Origin of the sequence: Janibacter cremeus (assembly GCF_029395675.1) — a bacterium.
Classification (GTDB): Bacteria; Actinomycetota; Actinomycetes; order Actinomycetales; family Dermatophilaceae; genus Janibacter; species Janibacter cremeus_A.
In genome coordinates this window covers 2,871,891-2,897,468 of record NZ_CP115184.1, presented here as the reverse complement: position 1 = coordinate 2,897,468, position 25,578 = coordinate 2,871,891, and the positions used below count along the sequence as shown (strand labels likewise).

The window sequence follows — 25,578 nt, the reverse complement described above, 5'->3', positions numbered from 1 at the left end:
CTGTCAACAGATGGGCCGACCCCGAGGGGCGCGCCCTGCTTTGCCACGGCGACGTGATCTGCGGCACAGTGGATCGGTGGGCCGCCGGAGACCCCGGGCCCCTGTCGAGAGGACGCGATGAACTCCCCCACTCCCCCTCCCACGAAGGTCGCCGTCATCGGCGCCGGCATGGTCGGACTGTCAACCGCGTGGTTCCTCCAGGAGCACGGCGTGGAGGTCGAGGTCCTGGACCGCGACAGCGTGGCGGCCGGCTCCTCGTGGGGCAACGCCGGGTGGATCACCCCCGGCCTGTCGACGCCCCTGCCGGACCCTGCGGTCCTCTCCTACGGCATCAAGGCCGTCGTCTCCCCCTCGTCGCCCGTCTACGTCCCGGTGACCGCGGACCCGCGTCTGCTGCGCTTCCTCGCGACGTTCACCCGCAACAGCACGATGCGCCGCTGGTCCCGCTCGATGCGTTCGCTCGTGCCGATCAACGAGTGCGCCCTGTCGGCCTTCGACGCCCTCGAGGCGGGCGGCGTCAGCTCACCGGTTCACGAGGCGACCTCGTTCATCGCCGGGTACCGCACCAGGTCCGAGACGGAGTTCCTGCTCACCGAGCTCGAGCACATCGCCGCCTCCGGCCAGGACGTCGGCTTCGAGGAGCTCACCGGCGACCAGGTGCGCGAGATCGAGCCGACCTTCTCCGACGAGGTCGGGGCCGGCATCCGCCTGCTCGGCCAGCGCTACCTCAACCCCATCGAGTACGTCCAGGCGCTCGCGGACTCCGTGCGTGCCCGCGGCGGCAAGGTCCGCGAGGGCGCGCGCGTCACCGGCATCACGGACGAGGCGAAGGGGGTCCGCCTGGCGATCGCGGGAGGGGGCACCGAGACCTTCGACCGGGTCGTCGTCGCCACGGGTACGTGGCTGGACCACCTGGCCCGCCCCTTCGGCGTGCGCACCCACGTCCAGGCCGGCCGGGGCTACAGCTTCAGCGTGCCGATCGACCACGTCCCGCACGGGCCGATCTACCTGCCGAACGAGCGGGTGGCCTGCACGCCGCTGGGTGATCGGCTGCGCGTGGCCGGGATGATGGAGTTCCGCCCGCCGGAGGCGGCGCTCGACCATCGGCGCGTCGAGGCGGTCGTCGAGGCGGCCCGCCCCTTCCTCAGTGGCGTCGACCTCGACGACCGGCGGGACGAGTGGGTCGGGTCGCGCCCCTGCACCCCCGACGGCCTGCCGCTCATCGGCGCGTCGAAGTCGCCGCACGTGCACATCGCCGGCGGCCACGGCATGTGGGGCATGACCCTGGGCCCGGCCACCGGGCAGCTCCTGGCCAAGACCATGGTGACCGGCCGTCCGGCGCCGGAGCTGACCCCCTTCGACCCCCTGCGCTGACGGACCCCGCACGGACGAGGGCACCGCGCACGTGGCGTGCGCGGTGCCCTCGTCGCAGCGGGAAACGGCCCCGGTGCTACTTCTTCTTCGAGGTCAGCCCGTCGATGAGCAGGGCCAGACCGGCGCCGACCAGCCAGATGTCCTTGGCGACGGCGGTGCCGTCCTGGGTGGGCTTGACCAGCGAGCCCTCCTCGGTCATGCCGGGGGTGTTGAGGTACATCTGGATCAGCCCCCCGCCGAACGCGGTCAGGGCGGCGCCGGCGAGGGCCGAGGGGACGAAGGGGGTGAGCAGCGCGGCGCCGAGGGCGATCTCCCCGGTGCTGAGGGTGCGACCGAAGACCTGCGGCTCCATCTCCTTCGCGCGGGGGACCGCGTTGGCGGCCATGCCCTGCAGGGCGCCGGCCGCCTCCGGGGGCAGGTTGCGCTTGGACAGCCCGCTGTTGAGGATGAAGGCTCCGGTGGCCAGGCGCAGGGGGATGTGGCTGAGCTTCATGTGTCTCTCCTTCGATCGAGGTCGCGCCAGGTGCTGACGCGCCGGCTCCGCAGGTGGTCTCTCCTCCTGCGACGCCGTTATCTTTTCGTTACCATCATCGCATGGCCAGCACGATCGGATCCGCGCTGGCCGGACGCGACAACTCCCTCAACGCTGTCCGGCTCGTGCTCGCGGCTGCAGTGATCCTCGCCCACTCGTGGACGATCGGGGGGTACGGCGACACCATCTTCCACTGGATCGGGGCCAACAGCGTCAACGGCTTCTTCGCGCTGTCCGGCTTCCTCATCGCCGGCAGCCGGCTGCGCCACGACTTCCGCCACTACATCACGCGTCGCGCCCAGCGCATCTTCCCGGGATTCTGGGCCTGCCTGGTCGTCATCGCCCTCTTCTTCTCCCCGCTCGGGGCGCTGCTCAGCGGCGTCAGCTGGGACCCCGGGGACGCCCTCGCCTACATCCGCAACAACGCGGGTCTGGTCATCGTCGACCGGGAGATCGGGCAGACCCTGGCGGCCTCGCCGGAGGGCGCCAACTGGAACCGCTCGCTGTGGTCGCTGATGCACGAGTTCATCGCCTACATCGTGTGCGGCGTGCTGCTCGGCGTGCTCTGGGTGCGCCGCAACCTCGCCCTGGCTGCCGGCGCCGTCGTCGCCGTCCTCCCGCTGGCCTACGTGGCCGTCCCGGACCTCGACGGCCCGGCGCACATGGTCAACGACAGCCTGCGACTGCTCTCCTTCTACTTCGCCGGCGTCCTGGCCTACGCACTGCGTCACCGGATCCGCACCTCCCACGCGGTGGCCGGCCTCGCCGCGGTGACCGTCCTGGCCGCCGGGTTCACCTCCGAGACGCTCCTCCATGCCGCCACACCGATCCCGCTGACGTACCTGTTGCTGCACATCGGCTCGACTTGGCGGACGCAGATCGCTGCGGAGGAGGACGCCTCCTTCGGTCTCTACATCTACGGCTACCCCGTCCAGCAGCTGCTCGCGATGCTCGGCCTCGGCGCGCTCCTCCCGGTGTGGGGCTTCGCCCTGGCCTCGATGGCGCTCACCTTCCCGCTCGCGCTCGCCTCATGGCGCTACGTGGAAAAACCGGCCATGGGCCTGCGACTGGCCCGGGCCCGCATCCCGATGGTCGGCCCGGCGGTCCCCGTCCCGGCCCCGGGCGCGGCCATGGCGCAGCGCGAGTGGGACCACCACGCGTCCACCACCCTCACGGTCGGCCGCTGAGCCGCGGTCCTCAGCTGATCAGCACACTGACCGAGTGGATGACCACTCCGGCGAGCGCACCCACGACCGTGCCGTTGATCCGGATGAACTGCAGGTCGCGCCCGACGAAGAGCTCGATGCGCTCGCTCGCCTCGTCCGCGTCCCAGCGCGCCACGGTCACGGAGATCACCCCGGCGAGCTCGTCGCCGTAGGTGTTGACGAAGAACGCGACCACCTCGCTCAGATGGGTCTCCAGCCGCTCCTGCCAGACCCGGTCGGAGGTGAGGTGCCCCCCGAGGTCGACCAGCAGCTGGTCCCCACGGGTCCAGAAGTAGGAGTCCCGATCGGCCATCGCACCGAGCAACGAGGACCGCAGCGACTGCCACACGGCCACGGCACTCGTCGGCACCTGCGGGTGGGCGAGCAGCCGCTCCTTGAGCGACTCCGCGCTGGCCATGACGTCCGGGTCGTGCTGCAGGTCGTCGGCGAGCCGGCGCAGGAGGTCGTCCAGCGCCACCCGGGCGGGGTGGGCGTTGTCCGCCCGCATCTCGGCCAACCACGACAGGGCCTGCTCGTAGGTCCAGGCGATGACCCGGTCGTCGAGCCACTCCGGTGACCACCACGGCGCCTTCTCCCCGACGACGGCGGCGAAGAGGTCGGGGTTGTCCCGGAGCCACCGGTGGACCTCGTCGATGCCCAGGTCGACGAGGCCCCGGTGGTTGCCGTCGGCGACCACGCCCTCGAGGAGGGCCCCGAGGATGGGGCTGACCGGCTCCCGGGACAACCGCGGCAGGAGCAGCTGTGCGAGGAAGTCGTGGACGTCCTCGTCGCTGATGCGCTCCAGTCCGCGCGTCCCACCGACCGCGACCTCGCCGAGGACGCGCTGCCGGTTCGCCGGTTCCCCCAGCCACCGACCCAGGCGCTCGGCGACCCGGGCCGCGGCCAGCCGCTCGCGGGCGATCTCCTCGGTCAGGAAGTTCTCCGAGACGAACTCCTGCAGGCTGCGCCCCAGCTCGTCCTTGCGCTTCTTCACCAGGGCCGTGTGGGGCACGGGGATGCCCAAGGGGTGGCGGAAGAGCGCGGTGACCGCGAACCAGTCCGCGAGGGCACCGACCATGCCGGCCTCGGCGGCCGTGTTGACGAAGCCCCACACCCCGTCGTGGTCGAGGCGCAGGGTGAGGACGTAGACGATCGCGGCGAGGACCAGCAGGCCGGTGGCGACGAACCGCATCCGACGCAGTCCGGCCCGTCGTTGGGCATCTGCGGGGGTCTCCTGGAAGAAGTTCACGCCTCAGATCCTCCCCCACGAGCGGCCCTAGACTGCACTGCGTGGAGTTCCTCAACGGCCTGCAGCCCCAGTTCGACCTGACCTACGACGACGTCTTCATGGTCCCGCGTCGCAGCGAGGTGGCCAGCCGGCACGGCGTGGACCTGCGCACGAGCGACGGGACCGGCACGACGATGCCGCTCGTCGTGGCCAACATGACCGCGATCGCCGGCCGGCGCATGGCCGAGACCACGGCCCGTCGTGGCGGCCTGACGGTCCTCCCCCAGGACATCCCGGTGGACGTGGTCGCGGAGGTCATCTCCTTCGTCAAGGACCGCCACCACGTCCACGACACCGCGATCACGCTCGACCCGAGCGTGACCGTGGGTGAGGCCCTCGCCCTGCTGCCGAAGCGGGCCCACGACGCGGCGGTCGTCGTCGAGGGTGGCCGACCCGTCGGCCTCGTCACCGAGCGCGACCTCGTCGGCGTCGACCGATTCACCCAGGTGCGCACCGTGATGTCCGCCGACCCGATGACGCTGTCGACCGACGTCGACCCGCGCACGGCCTACGAGGAGCTGCACCGGACCCGCCGTCGGGTGGCGCCCGTCGTCGACGCCTCCGGGGCGCTCGTGGGCGTGCAGACGAGGAAGGGGGCGGTGCGGGCGAGCATGTACACCCCCGCCCTCGACGCCGAGGGCCGGTTGCGGGTCGCGGCCGCCGTCGGCATCAACGGAGACGTGGCCGGCAAGGCCAAGGCGATCCTCGAGGCGGGGGCGGACGTCCTGGTCGTCGACACCGCGCACGGCCACCAGACCAAGATGCTCGAGGCCCTCGCCGCCGTGCGGTCCGTCGACCCGCAGGTGCCGGTGGTCGCCGGCAACGTCGTCTCCGCGGAGGGCACCCGTGACCTCATCGAGGCGGGCGCGGACATCGTCAAGGTCGGGGTGGGCCCCGGCGCCATGTGCACCACCCGGATGATGACCGCCGTCGGCCGGCCGCAGTTCTCCGCCGTCCTGGAGTGCGCGGCCGCCGCGCGCGGGCTCGGCAAGCACGTGTGGGCCGACGGCGGTGTCCGTCACCCGCGCGACGTCGCCCTCGCGCTGGCCGCGGGCGCGAGCAACGTCATGATCGGCTCTTGGTTCGCCGGGACGCTCGAGTCCCCCGGTGACCTCGTCACCGCCCCGGACGGCCGTCGCTACAAGGAGTCCTTCGGGATGGCCTCGGCTCGTGCGGTGCGTGGACGGACCGCGGGGGACTCCCCCTTCGACCGGGCGCGCAAGTCGCACTTCGAGGAGGGCATCTCGGCCTCCCGGATGTACATCGACTCGTCCGGGCCGGGGGTCGAGGACGTCATCGACCAGATCATCGCGGGCGTGCGCAGCAGTTGCACGTACGCCGGCGCCTCGACACTGGAGGAGTTCCACGAGCGGGCCCTCGTCGGCCTCCAGTCCACCGCGGGCTTCGCCGAGGGACGGCCACTGCACTCCTCCTGGTGACGACGGCTCGATCGGCCAGACTGGGATCATGCAGCCCCTCACTCCGCTCGCGGCGCCCGTCGACCCGGTCGAGGCGCTGCGGCGCATCGGCTTCCTCCTGGAGCGCGCACGGCAGCACAGTCGCCGGGTGGAGGCCTTCCGGGGCGCCGTCGGCGTGGTGCGCGAGCTGAGCGAGGTGGAGGTGGCCCAGCGGGCCGAGGACGGCACCCTGACCGAGCTGCCCGGCATCGGGAAGTCCACCGCCGGCGTCATCGGGCAGGCGGTGCGCGGGGAGCTGCCCGACTACCTCGTCCGGCAGCAGGAGGAGCACGGCGGCCCGCTCGTCGAGGGTGGCGACGCGTACGCCGCCGCCGTCATCGGCGACTGCCACCTGCACTCCGACTGGTCGGACGGCGGCAGCCCGATCGACGAGATGGTCCTCACCGCCGTCGAGCTGGGACAGGAGTGGATGGTGCTGACCGACCACTCGCCACGACTGCGGATCGCGAACGGCCTGTCGCCCCAACGCCTCGCGCAGCAGCTGGGCCTGCTCGCACGCATCGACGAGTCCGTGGGCGATGTCTTCACCCTGATGTCCGGGATCGAGGTCGACATCCTCGACGACGGCACGCTCGACCAGAGCGAGGAGATGCTCGGTCGGCTCGACCTGGTCACCGCGTCCGTGCACTCCAAGCTGCGCATGGCGAAGGGGGCGATGACCCGGCGCATGCTCACTGCGGTGCGCAACCCCCGGGTCAACGTCCTCGGCCACTGCACGGGGCGCCTCGTCACCGGGGGACGCGGCACCCGCCCGCAGAGCGACTTCGACGCCCGCGCGGTCTTCGAGGCCTGCGCGGAGCACGACGTCGCCGTCGAGATCAACTCCCGACCCGAGCGGTGCGACCCCCCGGACGAGCTGATCGAGCTGGCCCTGGAGGCCGGGTGCCTCTTCGCCATCGACTCCGACGCGCACGCACCCGGGCAGCTGGAGATGAAGGTGTACGGCGCGGAGCGGGCCGAGCGCCTCGGGGTGCCGATGGAGCGGATCGTCACGACCTGGGACGCCGACAGGGTGCGCGAGTGGGCCCGTTCGTCCTGACGAAAAGGGCAGGAATCCGCGGGAAATGGCCCGACAACCACCCGGGGAGGGACCGATTTGGGCGATCAGCCATGTCTCTCGTATGCTTTCCGAGTCCTCGACGGATTCGGGTGCTGCTGCCTGCTGCGTAGCGAGGGGTTCGTCGAGTACGGGTCCCCATCGTCTAGCGGCCTAGGACCCCGCCCTTTCACGGCGGTAGCACGGGTTCGAATCCCGTTGGGGATACGCAAGCAAGTCTTGCAGTGCCTTGCACACCACAAGGCCGCGTAGCGCAGTTGGTTAGCGCGCCGCCCTGTCACGGCGGAGGTCGCGGGTTCGAGTCCCGTCGCGGTCGCTCGCTGGTCCACCACGGACCGGCTCGGCCAGGTAGCTCAGTTGGTACGAGCGTCCGACTGAAAATCGGAAGGTCGGCGGTTCGACCCCGCCCCTGGCCACCATCGGCTCGTCGCCGACCCTTCCCCTGCACTCCCGGACGACCGCCACGTCGGCGGGTCCCCCCTTCGCCCCCTCCGACGAGGTCGGCTGCGCCCGCCGGACCTACGAGGTCAGCTGAGCTCCTTGACGATCTGCCCGATGTTGTCGATGGTGCGCTTGAGCTCCTCGACGTGGCGGGCGTCGAAGGCGCTGAGGATCCGCTTCATCTCCGTGGTGGAGATGCCGTCGGTGCGGGGCAGGTACACCAGCTCCACCTGGTCGGACAGCTCGTCGAACTTGCCCTCCCAGTCGGCGCCCATACCGAGGATGTCGACGTCGTAGGTCTCGATGTCCTCCCGCTTCTGGCTCCACCGGTCCTCGGGGATGGCCAGGTCCACGTACCGGATGCTCTGGACGATCTCCATGCGCTGCTCGAAGGGCACGATCGGCCTTTTGCCCTTGATGGCGTTGAACTCGTCGGTCGAGACGGCGACGATGAGCCGGTCCCCGAGCGCGCTCAGACGCTTGATGATGTTCAGGTGTCCGATGTGGAAGAGATCGAACGTGCCGTACGTGATGACGGTCTTGGGCATGGGTGGGTACCTCGCTCGGGCGCTCGGGGCTGGCAGTCGCCCAGTCTATGGTTCCTCGGCATCCTGGCGCGGGACGCGGCCGAGGGGGCGAGTTCACAGTAGGGTCGAAGGTCGATCCCCCGAGAGGAGCCCCCATGGCCCCGCACCCGTCCGTCGACGTCGTCGTCCTCAGCCAGGGCGACCGTCGCGACGAGACGCTGCGTGCCCTGGAGTCGGCCCGGGCACAGACCGGCGTGGACGTCACCACGATCCTGGTCGGCAACGGCTGGGATCCCGTGGGGTTCCCCGACGACGTCCGCACCGTCCACCTCCCGGAGAACGTCGGCCCCGCCGAGGGGCGCAACATCGGCGTCGCGCACGGCACGTCGGAGTTCATCTTCTTCCTCGACAACGACGCCTGGCTCCCCGACACCACCGCCCTGGCGCACACCGTGGCGCGCTTTCGCGCCGAGCAGCGGCTGGGCCTGGTGCACGCCCGGGTCGCCGACACCGAGGGCGTCACCCTGCGGCGCTGGGTCCCCCGCGCCCACGTCGGCGACCCGACCGTCGGCAGCCCCGCGTTCTCCGTCTGCGAAGGGGTCGTGGCGCTCAGGCGGTCGGCGTACGAGGAGGTGGGCGGCTTCCCCGGGAACTTCTTCTTCGGGCACGAGGGCATCGAGCTGGCCTGGCGCCTGCGTGACCACGACTGGGAGCTCACGTACGACCCGTCCGTGCTCATCCACCACCCGGCCACCGAAGCCACCCGGCACGCCCTCTTCTGGCGGCTCAACGCCCGCAACCGCGTGTGGGTCGCACGCCGCAACCTGCCGTGGCCACTGGCCCTGGTCTACGTCGCAACGTGGGCAGCCATCACGGTCGCCCGCACCTGGCGCCAGCCCACCAACCTGCGCTTCTGGTTCGCGGGCTTCCGCGAAGGGCTGAGCACGAGCCCCGGAGGACGAGACCCGATGCGCTGGAGGACGGTCTGGACGCTCACCCGTCTCGGGCACCCGCCCGTCCTCTGAGCCCCACCCGCACCGGCACGTCGTGTCGATATAGTCCCGATAACCGTCGAGCGGCCGTCGGCCGGAAGGCCCGGCGACCGCACCACTACCGAAGGGTCTCCATGCCTGTATTCCGTCAGGGCGAACGCAAGTTCCTCTTCATCCACATCCCCAAGACAGGTGGCTCCAGCATCGAGCGGGCCTTTGCCGATGCCGGGTGGGACACGCTCTACCGCGACGGCCGGGTCGGCCGCAGGTCATGGAACGACATCCGCCGGTGCACGCCCCAGCACATGCACCGCGAGATGCTGGAGGCGCTCTTCCGGATCGAGCGGTTCGACGGTGTCTTCACGGTCGTGCGGGACCCGATGGCGCGCATCAAGTCCGAGTACCTGTGGCGGCACCGCACGGCCGAGTTCTCCATCGACGGCCGGTCGGTCGAGAAGTGGACCGCCGGCTCCTTCGCCCGGTACGCGAAGGATCCCTTCCTCTTCGACAACCACCTGCGACCGCAGGTCGACTTCCTGGTCGACCGCGCTGAGGTCTTCCGCTTCGAGGACGGCCTGGACCAGATGGCGGCCGCCCTGAACAAGAAGTGGGACCTCGGACTCCCGGAGCAGCTTCCGCGGGTGCGCGAGGGCAGCTCCACGACGAAGTACGCCAGCAAGGACGTCGAGGTCACGCCGGGGATGCGTGACCTCGTGCACGACATGTACGGCGAGGACTACGCGAGGTTCGGGTACGAGGGGTGAGTCGGCTGCGGCTGCCGCCTCCCGCGTGGCCGGTTCAGGCCTCGCGGGAGACCGGCGCCGACCCGAGCACCCGGTAGAAGTCCTCCGTCGCCTCCGCGTTGTATGCGGCTGCGTCGAACGCCGGGTTCGGCACCTCGCCGAGCAGGGCGGCCCGCATGCCTTCGGCCAGGGCCACCTCGTCACGCTCCACGACGAGCCCGACGCCCTCGGGCAGCGCGCCACCGACCGAGTCGAACTTCGTCGCAACCACCGGCAGTCCGAGCACCCGTGCCTCGAGGATCACCATCGGCTGGCCCTCGTAGTCGCTGGAGAGGACGAAGACGTCCGCCTTCGACAGCACGACGTGCGGGTTGCTCCGCTGACCGGCGATGGTCACGGCGTCGCTCAGCCCCAGGTCACGCACCACCTCGACGAGGTAGCCCTCGAGGGGCCCCCCGCCGATGATGACCAGTCGGGTGGCCGGGTTGTCCTGGTGGACGAGGGCGAAGGCGCGGATGAGGCGCTCGTGGTTCTTCTCCGGCGACAGCCGACCGACCGTGACGAACGTGCGCACCCCGTCCGCAGGCGGGATCACCTCACTGACCGTGCGGTGGCGCTCCACGGCGGCCTCGAGCGGGTCCAGTCCGTGCACGTCCGCGAGCGTCCGGACAGCGAAGGAGAGGTCGCCGGCCGGCACCGTCGCCGCCGTGGGCTCCTCACCGGCCTCGTTCCGCTCGCCGTAGGCCATCCGGGAGATGTAGCCGGCATCGATGGTGTTGCGGGCGAAGGTGTGCTTCTCGGCCGGCGCGGCCTCCGCGAGGTTCGCCCGGTTGATCTCCATCAGTGCCGAGGAGACCGAGACGAGGTGGTCGTAGCCGGCATAGGCGTTGAACACCGACCCGAGGTTCGCCTCGTGGGGTCGGCGACCGTCCACCTCCCGCATCTGGTCGGCCTTGAGGTCGTTGTGCAGCCAGATCGAGTGGCTCTGCGCCGCCCCCTGGCGCAGCAGCAGGGCCCAGAAGGCGGCGTAGCCACTGAAGTCGACGATGTGGTCGAACTCCGCCAGCCCGAAGCACCGCCGCCACTCGTGCGCGAACATGCGCTCCGCCTGATCGAGGGACTCCTCACGGACGCGCTCGCCGCCCTGGAGCGCCTTCGTCCGCTGGCCCTCGGTCCGCAGTGACCACAGCATCGCCCCGATGCGCGGGAGGACGCGCACCCGTGGATGGATCCTGGCCTCGTTGGCCCGTATCTCGTCCGACCCGGAGTACTGGTAGAACACGGAGACGTCGTAGCGATCGTGGTCGATGTTGTTCAGCAGGTTCAGCGCCGAGGTCGTGATGCCGTTGGAGCGCATGCCACCGAGGTACATCAGCACCCGGGTGCGTCCGTCAGACCGCACGGGACGGACGTCGTGGTCGCGCGTGCTGCCTCGGAGCACGACATCGATGATCCGCTCGCAGGCCCGGCCGTCCTCCCGGGAGGCGAAGCGTTCGCGGGCGGCGTCATAGGCATCGCGGTGGCTGACCGCCGGGTCGTCCTCCGCGCCGGACCCATCGGCCACGAGGACCCGTGCGAGCTGGCCGGCCGTCCGCACGAGTGGTCCGGGCAGGTGCTTGGTGTCGAGGTAGAGGCCGCGGTATCCGTCGTAGGCGCTCATGTCCGGCGCGAAGAAGACGATGGGCCGTCCCGTGGCGAGGAAGTCGAAGAAGATGCTGGAGTAGTCGGTCACGAGCACGTCGGTGATCCCGAGCACCTCGTTGCTCGGGATCTCGTTCGGGACGAGGATGTCGGACAGCTCCGGGTGCTCGAGCGCGAAGGTGTACACCTGCTGGTGCACCCGTAGCAGCACCTGCTGCTCCGACGGAAGCTGGCGCTTGAGCTCGCGGACCCGCTTCGCGAGCAGCACGACGTCATTGGCCGGCTGCTGGAAGGACTCCCCACGCCACGTCGGGGCGTAGAGCACGACCTTCTGGTCATCACCGAGCGCGACACCGGCCGCCGTGAGCCGGCCACGCACCCGGTCACGGCCCGCCTCGTCCAGGAACTGCCGGTCCACGCGCGGCGAGCCCTCGGTGATGATCCGTCCGGGGTGGATGTTGGTCAGCCGATAGGCCTCCTCGTACATCCGCTCGGCCATGAATCGGTTCGCTGCGAGCAGGTAGTCGGCGGAGAGGAAGTTGCGGATGACGTTGCGGGCGTTCGGGCCGCCTCCCGGCTCGTCGTATCCCATCGTCTTGAACGGGGTTCCGTGCCAGGTGTTGACGTAGACCTGACCGTCGCGCTTGATGAATTCCGGAGGGAAGGTCGCGTTGTTGAACAGGTACCGGGACGTGGACAGGGCCCGGTAGTACTGGGGCGACTTGTACCGCACGAAGCGCACCCGCGGGTGCTGCGCGAACTCTGCCCGGATCCCCGAGGTCCACATCTGCGGCGACAACGACCAGACGTGCGTCAGGTGGGCGAACTCGGGGTCGTCGACCAGCGCCCGGAAGACCGCCTCCGGGTTGCACAGCACTCCGTTGCCGGCGAAGGACTCGTAGAAGACGCTGTTGTCGTCCAGGGGGCGCTCGTGCCAGTAGGCGCGCCACTCCTGCGACCCGACGCGGCGGGCGCTCTTCAGGGTCTTCACGGCGTCGACAACGCGCAATTCCATCCTCCTACAGTCCGACGACCCGTCCGGGCCGAAGATGTTTTGCGACCGACGGGCAATTATGCCCGTCCGTCGCTCGGCCGGGCGTTCGACACCGCCGTCGCGGGCAGCACCCGGCGCTCGCCGGTCGCCTCCTGCCAGTCAGCCGTCGAAGCGACGCGAGGTGACGATCATCAGCAGGAAGCCACCGGCCGTGGCCAGGGCCAGGGGCAGCGAGAGGAGCAGCCACCACCGCAGGACGACGCCCTCGCCCACGACGCCCGTGGCCGACAGGAGCAGACCGAGGGTCGCCGCGGCGAGCGTGATGAGGGAGAACTCGATCGCGACGAACGCGCGGAAGAAGGGGAAGAACCGCAGCAGGCTGCGCGCGGACCGCAGCCCGGCGGAGCGGGAGGCCGCGACCTGGGCGTCCTCGTCCCCCTTCGGCAGGCCGGCGTAGTGGCGGGCGACGTGCACGATGTCGCCGAAGGACTTCTTGAGCAGGACCACGCACGCGGTGAGCGCGCCGATCGTGGTCCACCCGCCGATGGAGCCGGGACCACCGTCGACGTGGACACCGAGCGCGATGGGCAGGGCCGCCTCCGTGACGTAGTGGCCCACCCGGTCGAGGTAGACGCCCATCGGGGATGACGTCCCGCGCCAGCGGGCGACCTCACCGTCCGAGCAGTCGATGAGGATCTGGAACTGCATGAGGAGCGCACAGGCGAGGACCGCCCACCACGAGGGGATCATCAGGACGGCGGCGCCGATGACGCCGACGAGGATCATCAGCCAGGTGACGCCGTTGGCCGAGATCCCCGTCGGCAGGATCAGCCGGGTGAAGTGGAGGGACATCCGCCGCAGGTAGAGCGTGCCCGCCCAGTGCTCGGAGTTGCGTCGGCCGACCACCGACGGCGGCTGCGCCACCGCACGCAGCTCCTCCAGCGAAGGGCGTCCGGCTCGAGGGTCTCGCTCGGTCACGTGTGTCCTGTGGGTCGGGGCATGGCTGGCGTACGCAGATCGTCCCCGAGGCCGACCGCTGCCGCGAACTCCTCGAGAGCCGTGGCGTTGTAGGCGTCGACATCCAGGGCCGTGAAGCCAGGACGCTCGGAGACGAGCCCCATCATGGCACGGGCGACCGACTCGTCATCGCGCGCAACCACCAGGCCGCACCCCGGGGGAACGACCCCCTCGACGGACGAGAACTGCGTGGTCAGCACCGGGGTGGACAGCGCCAGGGCCTCGAGGATGACCATCGGCAGCCCCTCGTGCTCGCTCGTGAGGGCGAAGTAGTCCGCGGCCGCCACGACGGGGAAGGGGTTGGCCACCTGGCCCGTCAGGAAGACCGACCGCTCCAGCCCCAGCTCGACCGTGAGCGCCCGGAGGTCGTCCGCGAGGGGCCCGGACCCCATGATCACCACGGTGACGTCGTGCCCGGCGGCGCGCGTGGCCGCTGCCGCCCGGACGAGGCGCGCCTGGTTCTTCTCGTGGGTCAGGCGGCCCGCCGTCACGAAGGTCACCGTGCCCTCGTCACGCAGAGCGGCCACCACGTCCTCGGCCAGACCGATCTCCTCGAGGGGGACGCGTGCCAGCGAGCGCACCCGCGAGTCGTCGATGACGTTGCGCGCGCTGCGGAAGCTCGCGCCGCCGGCGTACCTGCGCAGCGACCGCCCGTTGACCCGGGAGAGCGGCTCGGACACCGAGACCAGCCGGTCGTAGCGGTCGTAGAGGCTGAACACCTGCTCGAGGTGGTGCGCCCTCGTCCTGCCGTGCTCCGCGGTGCTGGCCACTTCCGCAGCCAGGTCGTTGTGCAGCCAGATCGAGTGGGACCGCACGGGCTCCGGCGCGACCCCCCGCGACATCAGGAGCGCCCAGTAGGGCGAGTACCCACCGAAGTCGATGACGTGGTCGAACTGCGCGGAGCCGAAGCACCGCGTCCACTCCTCCTGCAGGAGGCGGACGAGGGAGGGCATCGGCACCAGCCGGCCGCCGGCACCGAGCCGCTCGAGCAGGCGCCGCGACCACACCACCCGCTTCGGCCCGTTGAGACCTCCCACCCGGGGAAGCAGCCGGATCCGGTCGTCGATCGACTCCGCGAACGCGTGCGGGTCGGCCCTGCGCGCCGGCCCCCAGGCGATGGACACGTCGAGACGGTCCAGGTCGAGGTGCCCGAGGAGCGCGATGAGCGACGACGTCACGCCGTTGCGCTGGAGGGATCCCCCGTGGATGAGCAGCCGCGGGACCCGCTCGCCCTCGTGCATCCGCTCCGACAGGGACGTGCAACGACCCACCGTGGGGGTCCGGCCCCGCCAGACAACGTCCACCAACCGCTCGGTGGCCCGGCCGTCGGCGAAGGGGGCGTACCGCGCCGCCCACTCGTGGCGCACCCCTGCGCGCGCTCCCCCCGCGGCCACGTCCGCGGCCGTGGCCTCCACGGTCTCGCACACGCGCCCCGGCAGCTCCTCGGCCGGCAGGTACAGCGGTCGCGCCGTCGCGTACGCGGACCGGTCGGGCACGTGGAAGGTGATCGGGACGCCGGGGTCGGCGAGCGCGTCGAAGAGGATGCTCGAGTAGTCCGTGACCAGGTGGTCGGTGATCGTGAGCACCTCGTTCGCCGGGACGTCCGCCGGCACCAGCACCCCCCGGAGCGAAGGGAGGTCCCCCGCCTGCGCGTGCACCACCGGGTGCACCTTGACGAGGACCTGCCAGTCGTCGTCGAGCGCCTCCCGCAGGCCGGTGACCAGCCCCACCACGGCATCCGCATCGAGCCGCGGGTCCGCGAAGGCCTCACCCCGCCAGGTCGGCGCCACGAGGACCGTGCGTCGCGTCCCGTCCACCGCCGCACCGCCGGCAGCAAGGCGCTCGCGCACCTCGCGACGACGCGCGTCGGTGACACCCACCTGCACGTCGGTGCGGGGCACGCCGACCTCGAGCACCGTCCCGGGCGCGATCCCGTCCAGGCGGTAGGCCCGCCGGTACATGGTGTCCGTCATGTAGGGCCCCGAGGAGACCAGGTGGTCCGCCGCGAGGAAGTTGCGGATGACATTGGCCGCGCCCAGCGCGCCCCCGGGGATGTCGTAGCCCATCGCCTTCAGCGGCGTGCCGTGCCAGGTGTTGACGTAGGTCTGGCCCGCACGCTTGCCGAACTCCGCGGGGAAGGTCGAGTTGTTGACCAGGAAGGCCGCCGTCGCCAGGTGGCGGAAGTACCCGGGGGTGCGGTGACCGACGACACGGACCCGCGGCTCGTGCAGACCGAGCGAGGCCAGGTGCTCGCGGGCGCGTCGGCGGCGCTCGTCGTCGGCCACGACCCACACGTGGCGCAGGTGCGCGAGGTCCGGGGCGTCGACCAGGTGACGGAAGATCGCGTAGGGGCTGTCGACCAGCCCGGCGCCGAAGGTCGCCTCGTAGAGGACGGTGTCGCTCTCGATCGGTCGGGACCGCCAGTGGGCCACCCATTGCGCCCGGGGAATGCGGCGGGCGCGACGCAGGGTCGCCACCGCCTTCCTCAGCTTCGCCATGTCCACCTTTCGTCCCGGGCCGTCCGGCGGACCAGTCTATGGTCGAAGGGGGCGCCACCCCCTTCGCTCCACCGTGCCGGTGGAACCGGTCGGTATGATCCCCGTCAGGCACCGGGCGAGCCCCGACCGCCCCGTGCACACGGGGTACGACCAACGAGAAGGACCAAGTGTGGCTGACGTCGCCCAGGCAGTCGGGCGGGCCTCCCTTCCCCCTGCGCCGACCGTCGAGGAGGCACGGGAGCTGGCGGACCGTCACGGTCTGCGGGCGCTCAGCGAGCGCCCCCCGCTGCACCGGTACGTCAGCGACCTGTGGCAGCGCCGCTCCTTCCTCTGGACGCTCTCGTCGGCCGAGTCGTACGCGAAGAACGAGGCGAACCACCTCGGTCAGCTCTGGTCGGTGCTCAACCCGGCACTGCTCATCGCGAGCTACTACCTGATCTTCGGCCTGCTGCTGGGGACGCGAGGGGGCATCGAGAACTTCGTCGGGTTCCTCGGCATCGGTGTCGTCATGTTCGCCTTCACCTCCTCGGTCGTCACCCGCGGGGCGAAGGCGATCACCGGCAAGATCAGCCTGGTGCGCACGCTGCACTTCCCCCGGGCCCTGCTGCCGATCTCGGTGACCCTCACCGAGTTCCTGGCCTCGATCCCGGCCTTCGGGCTGCTCTTCGTGCTGATGTTCGCCACCGGGGAGCGACCCGACTGGGAGTGGCTGCTCTTCCCGGTGGCGGTCGCGATGCAGGGTCTGGCACTGGTCGGTTTCGCCTTCATCGCGGCCCGCTTGGTCAACGCCTCGCAGGACATCGCCAACCTCATCCCGGTCGTCGTGCGCCTGCTGCGCTACGTCTCCGGGGTCTTCTTCCCCGTCGTGCACTACGTGCAGGGAGCGCCCGTGGTCGTGCAGGAGGTGCTGACGATGCAACCCTTCGCCCTCATGCTCACCACCGGCCGGCAGTCGCTGCTCAACGGCGAGCCCGTCGTGCTCTCCGACTGGCTCATCATGGCGGCCTGGGCCGTCGGCGCCGCCGGCGTGGGGCTGGTCGTCTTCTGGCAGGCGGAGATGAGGTACGGCCGTGGCTGAGCCCGACCCCACCGTCGACGACGCCTCACCGGAGGCGGCCCCCACCGTCATCGTCAGTCACCTCAGCGTGACCTACCAGGTCCTCGGCGGCGACCGCCGCGGGACCCCCGGCCGACAGGACGAAGGGCGCTCCCTCCGCCGGCTGCTCCGTCCGGGCACGGGCGAACGCACCCGCGAGGTCCGCGCCGTCAAGGACGTCAGCTTCATCGCTCGCCATGGTGAGTCGATCGGGATCATCGGCCGCAACGGCTCGGGCAAGTCCACCCTCCTGCGGGCCGTGACCGGCCTGATCCCACCGGCCAAGGGCAAGGTCTGGGTCGCGGGCGAGCCCTCCCTGCTCGGCGTCAACGCCGTGCTCATCAACAAGCTCAGTGGCGAACGCAACATCTACGTCGGCGGCCAGGCGCTCGGGCTGAGCACCGCCGAGATCGACGAGAAGTTCGACGACATCGTCGAGTTCTCCGGGATCGGCGATGCCGTGCACCTGCCGATGAGCACCTACTCCTCCGGTATGGGTGCGCGGCTGCGGTTCGCGATCTCCACGGCGGCGGCTCCCGACGTGCTGATGATCGACGAGGCCCTCGCCACCGGCGACGCCTCCTTCCGGCAGAAGAGCGCCGAGCGCATCGAGGCGATCAGGGAGGCGGCCGGCACCGTCTTCCTCGTCTCCCACTCCAACTCCAACATCCGCGAGATCTGCGACCGGGTCCTGTGGATGGACCAGGGCCGCCTGATCATGGACGGCCCCACGGAGGACGTCCTGCGCGCCTACGAGGCGACCCTGCCCAAGCAGAAGCCACGCAAGGACGACGCCCCCGACGAGCCGGACGTCCCCGGCACGGTTCGCTGGACGGGCCCCACACGCTTCCAGACCTCCCAGGAGATCAGCCGGGCCACCTGGGCCCCCGGTGTCAGGGAGTGCTTCCTCGTCAGCGTGCAGTCCATGTCCATGGCGCGGATGGTGGCTCCGGTCGCCGCCCAGCTCGGCCGGCCCATGCTCTGGGTGCGCCCGGGCGCCATCCCCGCGGCCACTCGCGACGAGCTCGGCCGCCTCGCCCCCGAGCGCGTCATCGTCGTCGGCGGCGAGGAGCAGGTGAGCTCGCAGACGTACGGCCGCATCGAGGAGCTCGTCAGCGGGACGGTCGAGAGGCTCGGCGAGGACGACCCGCCGCGGACCGCCGCCCGGCTCCTGAGGGCCTTCCCCCCGAGGGACAGCTCCACCGTGTACGTGGCCCACCCGGACAACTCCGGGGGCACGCCCGTGGCCTCGCTGCAGGCGGCCAGGACCGGTCGCGCGGTGGTCGTGTGCGACGCCGGGAGCCCGGGCGACGAGCTCGCCGCCGCGCTCGCGGACGTGCAGCCACGGCGACTGGCCCTGCTCGGCTACGAGGAGGAGTGGCCGACCGACGTCATCGACCGCCTGCGGCAGGCCACCGGTGCGGAGGTCGAGTTCGCCGCGCAGGGAGGCCCGATGGCCAGGGCCGCCGCCCTGTGGGAGGACGTCGAGCCCGGCGGGCGGGTCATCGTCTCGGGCGCCTCCGCGTTCGAGATGCTCACCGTCACGGCCGCCTCCGGGCACACCGGTACCCCGGTGCTGCTCATCACCTCCGGTCGCCTGCCCGACCTCGTACGTGACCACCTGGAGCGGCTCGCGCCCTCGCAGATCGTGCTCTCCGGGTCGATGGAGGCGCTGCCACCCGATCTGCGGCAGTCCCTGGGCGAGCTCGTCTCCCCCGCGCAGGCACCGGCCGACGTCTCCCGAGCGCAGTAGTCGAGGCGTCTCGCGGCGGCAGGAACGGGGCGGCCCTGCACGCGTCGTGGGGGTCCGGGGAGGACACTCCGGTGCCGTGGCCCGATGGGGCACTTCGAGCCGGAACCATGTACCGTGGGACCACGAGAAACCACACAGATCCGGGTCCACTCTGCTCAGTTCCGCATCCCCATCGGGGACGCGGGGTGATCCGAGTCGGCCCGCACTAGCGTATGAGGGGGTCACGCCATGGGGCGCGGCCGAGCGAAGGCGAAGCAGACCAAGGTTGCCCGCGAGCTGAAGTACTACTCGCCGGACACCGACCTGCGAGCGCTGGAGGCGGAACTTCACGGCAAGTCGCACGGACGCACCGAGCGTGCGCACGACGACGAGCACCACGTGGACGACGACGACGAGTCGTGGTCCGACGTGGAGCGGTAGAACCCACCGCCCGGCGGAGTGGCGCTGCCCTCCGTCAGGTCCACGCCTGAGGGCTCAGATCAGCCCCTGACGACGCGCTTCGGCGGCCGCGGCGGCACGCCCGGACACGCCGAGCCGGCCGTACGTGTGCGACAGGTGTGACTTCACGCTCGAGAGGCTCAGGTAGAGCCGCTCGGCCACCTGCCTGTTGCCCAGGCCCGCGTCCACCAGACGCAGCACCTCGACCTCCCGCTGCGACAGCGGCGGGGTCGCTCGAGGGGTGCGCTGGACAAGGGGCCCGGTCACCGGGTGGTCCAGATCGGCGCGCTCGCCGCGTGCGGCTGCACGGATGGCGGCACCGATCTGCAGCGGGGTGCTCGACATGACGAGGCAGCCGCGCGCGCCCGCGGCGATGACGCTCTCGGGGGGCACGCCGTCCTCGGCGAGGCAGACCCAGGCGGGAGCATCGGGTGTCCGCGTGGAGGACAGCACCTCGATGGTGCCGGCGCCGAGCCCCCCGACGAGCACGATGACGTCCACGTGCGGGGTCGCGGCGATCTCGGCGGCCGTCGCAGCCGGCTCGACCATCTCCAGGTCCGGGTCCGCACCGAGCACGGCGACGAGGGCGTCACGACGGTGCTCGTCGGCATCTGCGACGAGGACCCGCGTGGCGGGTGTCAGGCGTACTCCCCGATGACCTGGACGGCTCCGCCGTCCACGCCCTTGGCGCCCTGGACGATCTCGGTCCCGGACTCGATCCCGGCCGTCGCGGCGTCGCTGACCTCGCCCAGGACCCAGGCGTCGATGCCGGCGGCACCGGCACGGGCGATGGCGGCGTCGACATCACCCTGCGGCAGCGCCGCGACGAAGCCGACGCCCATGTTCAGCGTGCGTTCCAGGTCGGGCCGCGGGACGGAGCCGAGCGCGCCGAGGAGCGAGAAGATCGCCGGCGGCGTCCAGGTCGAGCGCTCGACGCGGGCCAGCGTGCCGGTGGGCAGCACCCGTGCGAGGTTGGCGGCCAGGCCGCCACCGGTGACGTGGCTCAGCGCGTGGACGTCGACGTCCGGGGAGCGGACGAGGTCGAGCAGCGCACGCGTGTAGATGCGAGTCGGCTCGAGCAGCTCCTCACCGAGGGTGCGGCCCAGCTCGTCGACGTGCCGGTCGAGCTCCCACCCGGCGGAGGCGATGACCCTCCTGACGAGGGAGTAGCCGTTGGAGTGCAGGCCCGAGGAGGCGAAGGCGAGGACCGCGTCGCCCGCGACCACGCGGTCCGGCCCGAGGACGGCGTCGTGCTCGACGACGCCGGTGGCCGCACCGGCCACGTCGTACTCGTCCGGGTCGAGCAGTCCGGGGTGCTCTGCGGTCTCGCCGCCGACGAGCGCGACACCGGCGAGCTCGCACCCCTTCGCGATGCCCGCGACGATCGCCGCGATGCGCTCGGGGACGACCTTGCCGGTCGCGATGTAGTCGGTCATGAAGAGCGGCTCGGCGCCGCAGACGACGATGTCGTCGACGACCATGCCGACGAGGTCCTGGCCGATCGTGTCGTGCCTGTCCAGCGCCTGCGCGATCGCGACCTTGGTCCCGACCCCGTCGGTGGAGGTGGCGAGCACCGGCCGGCGCATGCCCTGCAGGGCGCTGGCGTCGAACATGCCGGCGAAGCCCCCGAGGCCCCCGAGGACCTCCGGTCGGGTGGCCCTGCGGACCGACTCCTTCATCAGGTCCACGGCCTTGTCACCGGCCTCGACGTCGACACCCGCGGCGGCGTAGGTGATCGGGGACTGCTGGGAGGTCATGGACGAACCGCTTCCGCCGGATTGCCCGAGGGACCGAACTCGAGCTCGAGGAGACCCTTGCCGAGACGGTCCTCGGAGGGCAGCTCCATGGGGTAGACACCGGAGAAGCAGGCCGTGCACAGCTGGTCGGCCGGCTGGGCCGAGGCCGCGACCATCCCCTCCTCGCTGATGTAGCCCAGGGAGTCGGCGCCGAGGGAGGTCGCGATCTCGCTGACCTCGAGCCCGGTGGCGATGAGCTCGGCGCGCGTGGCGAAGTCGATGCCGAAGAAGCACGGCCACTTGATCGGCGGCGAGGAGATGCGCACGTGGATCTCGGCGGCACCCGCCTCGCGCAGCATCCGGACCAGGGCGCGCTGGGTGTTGCCGCGCACGATGGAGTCGTCGACGACGACGAGGCGCTTGCCCTTGATGACGTGCTTGAGGGGGTTGAGCTTCAGACGGATGCCGAGCTGACGGATCGTCTGGCTCGGCTGGATGAAGGTGCGTCCGACGTAGGCGTTCTTCACCAGGCCCTGGCCGAAGGGGATGCCCGACTCCTGCGCGTAGCCGATGGCCGCCGGGGTGCCGGACTCCGGGGTCGGCATGACCAGGTCCGCCTCGACCGGGTGCTCGCGGGCGAGGGTGGCGCCCATCTCGACGCGCGCCTCGTGGACGGTGCGGCCGTTGATCGTCGTGTCGGGGCGCGCGAGGTAGACGTACTCGAAGACGCAGCCCTTGCGGGCCGGCTCGGCGAACTGCCGGGTGCGCAGCCCGTCCTCGTCGATGGCGACCAGCTCACCCGGCTCGACCTCGCGGACGAACGAGGCGCCGACGATGTCGAGCGCGGCGGTCTCGGAGGCGACGACCCAGCCACGCTCGAGGCGGCCGATCACGAGGGGGCGCAGGCCCTGCGGGTCGCGGGCGGCGTAGAGGGTGTTCTCCTCCATGAAGACGAAGCAGAAGGCTCCCCGCAGCTTGGGCAGCAGGCCCATCGCGGCGGTCTCGAGGCCGAGCTCCGGGTCGTGCGCGAGGAGTGCAGTGACCAGGGCCGTGTCCGAGGTGTTGCCGCGGCGCAGCTCACCGTCGGTGATCCGGTGGATCCGGCCGTCGTCGCCGGGGATCTCGTCCCCGCGCTCCTCGACGAGCTGGCGCAGCTCGGCGGAGTTGACGAGGTTGCCGTTGTGGGCGAGGGCGACGGTGCCGGTCGCGTGCCCGCCCAGCGTCGGCTGGGCGTTCTCCCACGTCGACCCGCCGGTCGTCGAGTAGCGGCAGTGCCCGACGGCGATGTGGCCCCGCAGCGTGGACAGGCTCCGCTCGTCGAAGACCTGGGAGACCAGGCCCATGTCCTTGTAGACGAGGATCTGCTGACCGTTCGAGGTCGCGATGCCGGCCGACTCCTGCCCGCGGTGCTGCAGGGCGTAGAGGCCGTAGTAGGTCAGTTTCGCGACGTCCTCACCGGGGGCCCAGACTCCGAAGACGCCGCAGGCGTCCTGGGGGCCCTTCTCCCCGGGGATCAGGTCATGGGACAGCTGTCCGTCTCCGCGTGGCACGAGGTCCAGTCTCCCACAGCCGCCGGGGCGGGCACAGAGCGGTCGTCCGCCTCCCGTCGCCTACTTGCGGTAGGTGAACAGCGCCGCGACGACGGCACCGACGAGACCGCCGAGGCACAGGCCGACCACGCTCATGAACCCCAGGGCCGTGCCCGGGTCGTAGGTGATGTTGTAGCCCTCGTCCGTGGTGGGCCCGAGCAGCGAGACGACGCCGAAGACGATGAAGCCGACGATCGCCCCCGTGACGATGAAGGGAATGGGCTTCGGGTGGCTCGGTCGCTTGCTGCTCACGACTCCATCGTAGGCGGGGCGCCGGACGGGGACCGAGGCGCCGTCATCTCACGCAGCACCGCCTCCGTCCTGCGGACCACGTGCGCCCGGGACGTGGCCGACGCGAGCTGCCGGATGCCGGCGACGGCGGGCGCACCCAACCGCGTCCCGAGGTCCAGGGTCAGGGCCGCGTACCGGTCGACGTCCTCGCCGACCAGCGGCGGCGCCGACTGCCCGACCCCGGTCGCCTCGAGGACGAAGGCCGCCTCCGCCGCCCTGCCGCGCGACGCGAGCAGCTCGGCGCTCAACCGCAGCGTGGTCCACAGCTGCGGCCACGCCCCCTTCGCCGCGAGGTCGGCCAGCAGCCACGATGCGAGGTGGACCGCCTCCTCGGGGGCGCCGTGCCGGGTCGTGGCCGCGAGGAGCGCCACGCGGGCGACCCGACCGACCTGCTCCGCGCCGACCCGGTCGGCCTCCTGCGCGGCCTGCCGCAGGAGCGCCGCCCCCCGGGCCGGGTCCTGCGCCAGCGCGATCTCCCCGGCAGCGAAGTGGGCGAACGCGGACGACGCGTCGGCCACGCAGGCCCCGGCGGCGAGCGCGACCTCCAGGTGGTCACGGGCGGCGACCATGTCCCCGTGGTAGCAGGCACTCAGCGCGAGCGAGGAGCTGGCCTCCACGAGCAGTCCCGGCGCCCGGGCCATGCGCGAGAACCAGTGGACGGTCCCCACCTCGTCACCGCCGTACATGGCGGCGACCGCGAGGGCGAGGTCCGCGAGCGCCGGTTCGTCACCGTCGGCCATCGCCACCGCCGCCTGCGCCAGACGGCGCGCGCCGGCCAGGTCCCCGCGCTCGACCACGAAGAAGGCCCCGGCCGCGACCCCTGCGGCCAGCCGGGGGTGCGGGCTCGCCGCCCCTCGCTCGGCGGCCTCGATGAAGAGGTCGCTCAGCTCCACCCCGGGTGTCCAGTGCATGCACGACGCCACGTCGGCCGCGATCGATGCGGCCAGGTCGATGCGTCCTGCGTCCAGTGCCCAGCGGACGGCGGACACCATCTCCGGGGCGGCTGCCCGCAGCCGCCCGTCGATCTCCGCTCCGTCGACGTGCAGCCAGTCCCGGGCGACGCCGGAGGCGACGTCGGCGACCCGGCCCGCATGGGCCACCCGGACCGCGTCCGGGTCACGCAGCCGCTCCGTGGCGAAGGCCCGCACGATCATGAGCAGGCGGTAGCGGATCCCCCTCCCGCGGTCGTGACAGGAGACGAGCGAGGACTCGACCAGCTCCGCGAGGTCCGCCCCCACGTCACGGTGCTCGCCCGGCAGCCGCGCCACGAGTCCCCGGACCTCCTCGGTGGTGAAGTCCCCGACGAAGACCGACAGCCGGGAGAGCAGTGCCTGCTGCTCGGGCGTCAGCAGCCGGTACGACCAGGCGACGACGTCCTCGAGCCCGTCGACCGGGTCGCGGGCGAAGCCCTCGACGGAGCCCAGCACCTCGTCGAGGCCACGGGTGGCCACGCGTGCGGCGGCCAGCTCCAGGGCGAGGGGCAACCCGTCGAGCCGTCGGCACAGCTCCTCCGCCTCCGTGGCGTTGTCCGGGGTGAGCGCGAAGGTCGGCGCCAGCCGCCGCACCCGGTGGGTGAGGAGACGGACCGATGCCGTCAGGCCCGACCCGCGCACGTCGGCCGCGGGGACCGCCAGTGGCGCCAGGGGCACCACCTGCTCGTGGTCCACCCCGAGACGTCGGCGGCTCGTGGCCAGCACGCGCACATCCGGGCACCGGGTGACCAATCGCCGCGCCAGCACCGCGACCTCGTCGACCACGTGCTCGCAGTTGTCGATCACGAGCAGACCGCCACGCGGCTCGAGCCGGTCGACGACGGCGCCCGCGGCCCCGGAGACCCCGTCGGGACGCAGCCCCAGCGAGGTCGCGACGGCGAGCGCGACGCCGCCGGGGGTGACGGACGCCAGCTCGGCGACGCGCGCTGGCAGCGCGAGCCGGTCGTGGAGCAGGGGCAGCGCCTCGGCCGCCAGACGGGACTTGCCGACACCACCGGGACCGGTGACGACGGTGAGCCGGTTGCGCACGACGGCGGCCACGAGGTCGGCCAGCTCGTCCTCACGGCCGATGAAGGCCGCGGACGTGTCCAGCCACACCGGCGGTCGCGAGGGCGGGGCATCGGGCAGGTCGTGGCCGAGGACCTGCTGCTCCAGCCGGCGCAGCGTGGGGGCCGGGTCCAGCCCGAGCTCGTCCGCGAGCCGGGCGCGGTACCGACGGCACTCGGCGAGGGCGTCCGCCGCACGGCCGTCGCGGTAGAGCGCGGTCACGAGCGTCTCGATGGCCCGCTCGCGGAAGGGCTCCTCGGCGAGGAGCGCCTCGGTCAGCCCGACCGCGGTGACGGGATCACCGGCGTCGACGGCCAGGGCCGCGAGCCGCTCGGTCGCGTCGGCCCGCAGGCCCTCCAAGCGCATCGCCTCCACCATGACGAAGGGGGCCTCCCGCACCTCCGCGTAGGCCGGCCCCCGCCACAGTGCCAGTGCCTCCTCGAGCAGGTGGGCGGCCCCCTTCGGCCCGGCCTGCTCCGCCCCGGCCAACCGGGCCTCGAACTCACCGGCATCGACCCCCTCCGCCGGCACGTCCAGCACGTACCCGGCCGGACCGGCACCGGCGATCGCATCACCCACGACGGTGCGCAGCCGGGAGATGACGGTGTGCAGCGCGGCGACCGGGTCGTGGGGCAGGTCCTCACCCCAAGCGGCCTCGATGAGCGAGTCCACCGGCACGGGACGGCCGCGGTGGACGGCCAGGCACGCGAGCACCCTGCGTCGACGCCCCGGTGGCACCGCCACCGTCCGTCCGTCGACGCTCACCCCCAGCGGCCCCAGCACGCCGATGTGCACCTTCGGCACCCTCCCACTCTGCCCGATCGCGCCGTGAAAGTCCCGTGAAAGGAC

General features: G+C 71.7%; 20 protein-coding genes and 3 tRNA genes. 12 read left to right on the top strand and 11 right to left on the bottom strand.

Annotated elements, in window-relative coordinates; genetic code table 11:
• Nucleotides 1–117 precede the first annotated feature (117 nt).
• Nucleotides 118–1,374: an NAD(P)/FAD-dependent oxidoreductase gene (locus O9K63_RS13815; RefSeq protein WP_277238737.1), complete on the top strand. Its 1,257-nt coding sequence runs from the start codon at nucleotides 118–120 to the stop codon at nucleotides 1,372–1,374.
• 76 nt (nucleotides 1,375–1,450) lie between these two features.
• Here O9K63_RS13815 and O9K63_RS13810 read toward each other — a convergent pair whose 3' ends face one another.
• A complete protein-coding gene (locus O9K63_RS13810) occupies nucleotides 1,451–1,867 on the bottom strand; it encodes a hypothetical protein (RefSeq protein WP_277238735.1) in 417 nt (138 codons plus the stop codon).
• Between the two features lie 101 nt (nucleotides 1,868–1,968).
• Here O9K63_RS13810 and O9K63_RS13805 point away from each other — a divergent pair, with 101 nt between their 5' ends.
• The gene (locus O9K63_RS13805) at nucleotides 1,969–3,093 is read left to right on the top strand and encodes an acyltransferase family protein (RefSeq protein WP_277238733.1); all 1,125 of its coding nucleotides are present in this window, start codon (nucleotides 1,969–1,971) and stop codon (nucleotides 3,091–3,093) included.
• Nucleotides 3,094–3,103: 10 nt separating this feature from the next.
• On the opposite strand, the gene O9K63_RS13800 is transcribed toward O9K63_RS13805, so the two are convergent.
• A complete protein-coding gene (locus tag O9K63_RS13800) occupies nucleotides 3,104–4,360 on the bottom strand; it encodes a DUF445 domain-containing protein (RefSeq protein ID WP_277238731.1) in 1,257 nt (418 codons plus the stop codon).
• Between the two features lie 41 nt (nucleotides 4,361–4,401).
• Here O9K63_RS13800 and O9K63_RS13795 point away from each other — a divergent pair, with 41 nt between their 5' ends.
• The 5 genes from O9K63_RS13795 to O9K63_RS13775 all read left to right on the top strand — a co-directional run bounded on the left by O9K63_RS13795 (nucleotide 4,402) and on the right by O9K63_RS13775 (nucleotide 7,353).
• Nucleotides 4,402–5,838, top strand: a complete 1,437-nt coding sequence (locus tag O9K63_RS13795; RefSeq protein WP_277238730.1) for a GuaB1 family IMP dehydrogenase-related protein — start codon at nucleotides 4,402–4,404, stop codon at nucleotides 5,836–5,838.
• Nucleotides 5,839–5,866: 28 nt separating this feature from the next.
• A complete protein-coding gene (locus tag O9K63_RS13790; protein WP_277238728.1) occupies nucleotides 5,867–6,916 on the top strand; it encodes a PHP domain-containing protein in 1,050 nt (349 codons plus the stop codon).
• Nucleotides 6,917–7,068: 152 nt separating this feature from the next.
• Nucleotides 7,069–7,141 (top strand) — tRNA-Glu (locus O9K63_RS13785).
• 35 nt (nucleotides 7,142–7,176) lie between these two features.
• Nucleotides 7,177–7,250: transfer RNA gene (locus tag O9K63_RS13780), tRNA-Asp, on the top strand.
• 26 nt (nucleotides 7,251–7,276) lie between these two features.
• A tRNA-Phe gene (locus O9K63_RS13775) sits at nucleotides 7,277–7,353 on the top strand.
• Nucleotides 7,354–7,461: 108 nt separating this feature from the next.
• On the opposite strand, the gene O9K63_RS13770 is transcribed toward O9K63_RS13775, so the two are convergent.
• The gene (locus tag O9K63_RS13770) at nucleotides 7,462–7,923 is read right to left on the bottom strand and encodes an adenylyltransferase/cytidyltransferase family protein (protein WP_277238726.1); all 462 of its coding nucleotides are present in this window, start codon (nucleotides 7,921–7,923) and stop codon (nucleotides 7,462–7,464) included.
• A 134-nt stretch (nucleotides 7,924–8,057) separates the two neighbouring features.
• Here O9K63_RS13770 and O9K63_RS13765 point away from each other — a divergent pair, with 134 nt between their 5' ends.
• Together O9K63_RS13765 and O9K63_RS13760 are read left to right on the top strand one after the other, a co-directional pair.
• Entirely contained in the window at nucleotides 8,058–8,927 is an 870-nt protein-coding gene (locus tag O9K63_RS13765) for a glycosyltransferase family 2 protein (protein ID WP_277238724.1), read from the top strand.
• Between the two features lie 101 nt (nucleotides 8,928–9,028).
• Entirely contained in the window at nucleotides 9,029–9,658 is a 630-nt protein-coding gene (locus O9K63_RS13760; RefSeq protein ID WP_277238722.1) for a sulfotransferase family 2 domain-containing protein, read from the top strand.
• A 34-nt stretch (nucleotides 9,659–9,692) separates the two neighbouring features.
• Here the strand turns inward: O9K63_RS13760 and O9K63_RS13755 are convergent, their stop codons facing one another.
• The 3 genes from O9K63_RS13755 to O9K63_RS13745 form a co-directional block, all read right to left on the bottom strand.
• Complete coding sequence (locus O9K63_RS13755) at nucleotides 9,693–12,293, bottom strand: glycosyltransferase (protein ID WP_277238720.1); 2,601 nt, start codon at nucleotides 12,291–12,293, stop codon at nucleotides 9,693–9,695.
• A gap of 138 nt (nucleotides 12,294–12,431) precedes the next feature.
• Nucleotides 12,432–13,250: a CDP-alcohol phosphatidyltransferase family protein gene (locus tag O9K63_RS13750; protein ID WP_277238719.1), complete on the bottom strand. Its 819-nt coding sequence runs from the start codon at nucleotides 13,248–13,250 to the stop codon at nucleotides 12,432–12,434.
• Entirely contained in the window at nucleotides 13,247–15,787 is a 2,541-nt protein-coding gene (locus O9K63_RS13745) for a glycosyltransferase (RefSeq protein ID WP_277238717.1), read from the bottom strand. The genes O9K63_RS13750 and O9K63_RS13745 overlap by 4 nt, the downstream gene beginning before the upstream one ends.
• A gap of 169 nt (nucleotides 15,788–15,956) precedes the next feature.
• Here O9K63_RS13745 and O9K63_RS13740 point away from each other — a divergent pair, with 169 nt between their 5' ends.
• The 3 genes from O9K63_RS13740 (at nucleotide 15,957) to O9K63_RS13725 (ending at nucleotide 19,056) form a co-directional block, all read left to right on the top strand.
• Nucleotides 15,957–16,865, top strand: a complete 909-nt coding sequence (locus O9K63_RS13740; RefSeq protein ID WP_277238715.1) for an ABC transporter permease — start codon at nucleotides 15,957–15,959, stop codon at nucleotides 16,863–16,865.
• Nucleotides 16,858–18,636 carry an ATP-binding cassette domain-containing protein gene (locus tag O9K63_RS16800; RefSeq protein ID WP_346771029.1) on the top strand — a complete coding sequence of 593 codons (1,779 nt, stop codon included), beginning with the start codon at nucleotides 16,858–16,860 and terminating at the stop codon, nucleotides 18,634–18,636. Before O9K63_RS13740 ends, O9K63_RS16800 begins: the two co-directional genes overlap by 8 nt.
• Before the next feature lie 228 nt (nucleotides 18,637–18,864).
• The gene (locus O9K63_RS13725; RefSeq protein WP_277238713.1) at nucleotides 18,865–19,056 is read left to right on the top strand and encodes a DUF3073 domain-containing protein; all 192 of its coding nucleotides are present in this window, start codon (nucleotides 18,865–18,867) and stop codon (nucleotides 19,054–19,056) included.
• 54 nt (nucleotides 19,057–19,110) lie between these two features.
• Here the strand turns inward: O9K63_RS13725 and O9K63_RS13720 are convergent, their stop codons facing one another.
• The 5 genes from O9K63_RS13720 to O9K63_RS13700 all read right to left on the bottom strand — a co-directional run bounded on the left by O9K63_RS13720 (nucleotide 19,111) and on the right by O9K63_RS13700 (nucleotide 25,533).
• Nucleotides 19,111–19,650, bottom strand: a complete 540-nt coding sequence (locus tag O9K63_RS13720) for a helix-turn-helix transcriptional regulator (protein WP_277238712.1) — start codon at nucleotides 19,648–19,650, stop codon at nucleotides 19,111–19,113.
• 62 nt (nucleotides 19,651–19,712) lie between these two features.
• Nucleotides 19,713–20,831, bottom strand: a complete 1,119-nt coding sequence (purM, locus tag O9K63_RS13715; protein ID WP_277238710.1) for a phosphoribosylformylglycinamidine cyclo-ligase — start codon at nucleotides 20,829–20,831, stop codon at nucleotides 19,713–19,715.
• Nucleotides 20,828–22,360: an amidophosphoribosyltransferase gene (gene purF, locus O9K63_RS13710; protein WP_277238709.1), complete on the bottom strand. Its 1,533-nt coding sequence runs from the start codon at nucleotides 22,358–22,360 to the stop codon at nucleotides 20,828–20,830. The genes purM and purF overlap by 4 nt, the downstream gene beginning before the upstream one ends.
• A gap of 60 nt (nucleotides 22,361–22,420) precedes the next feature.
• A complete protein-coding gene (locus O9K63_RS13705; RefSeq protein WP_277238707.1) occupies nucleotides 22,421–22,651 on the bottom strand; it encodes a hypothetical protein in 231 nt (76 codons plus the stop codon).
• The gene (locus O9K63_RS13700; RefSeq protein ID WP_277238705.1) at nucleotides 22,648–25,533 is read right to left on the bottom strand and encodes a BTAD domain-containing putative transcriptional regulator; all 2,886 of its coding nucleotides are present in this window, start codon (nucleotides 25,531–25,533) and stop codon (nucleotides 22,648–22,650) included. Before O9K63_RS13700 ends, O9K63_RS13705 begins: the two co-directional genes overlap by 4 nt.
• Between the last annotated feature and the right edge of the window lie 45 nt (nucleotides 25,534–25,578).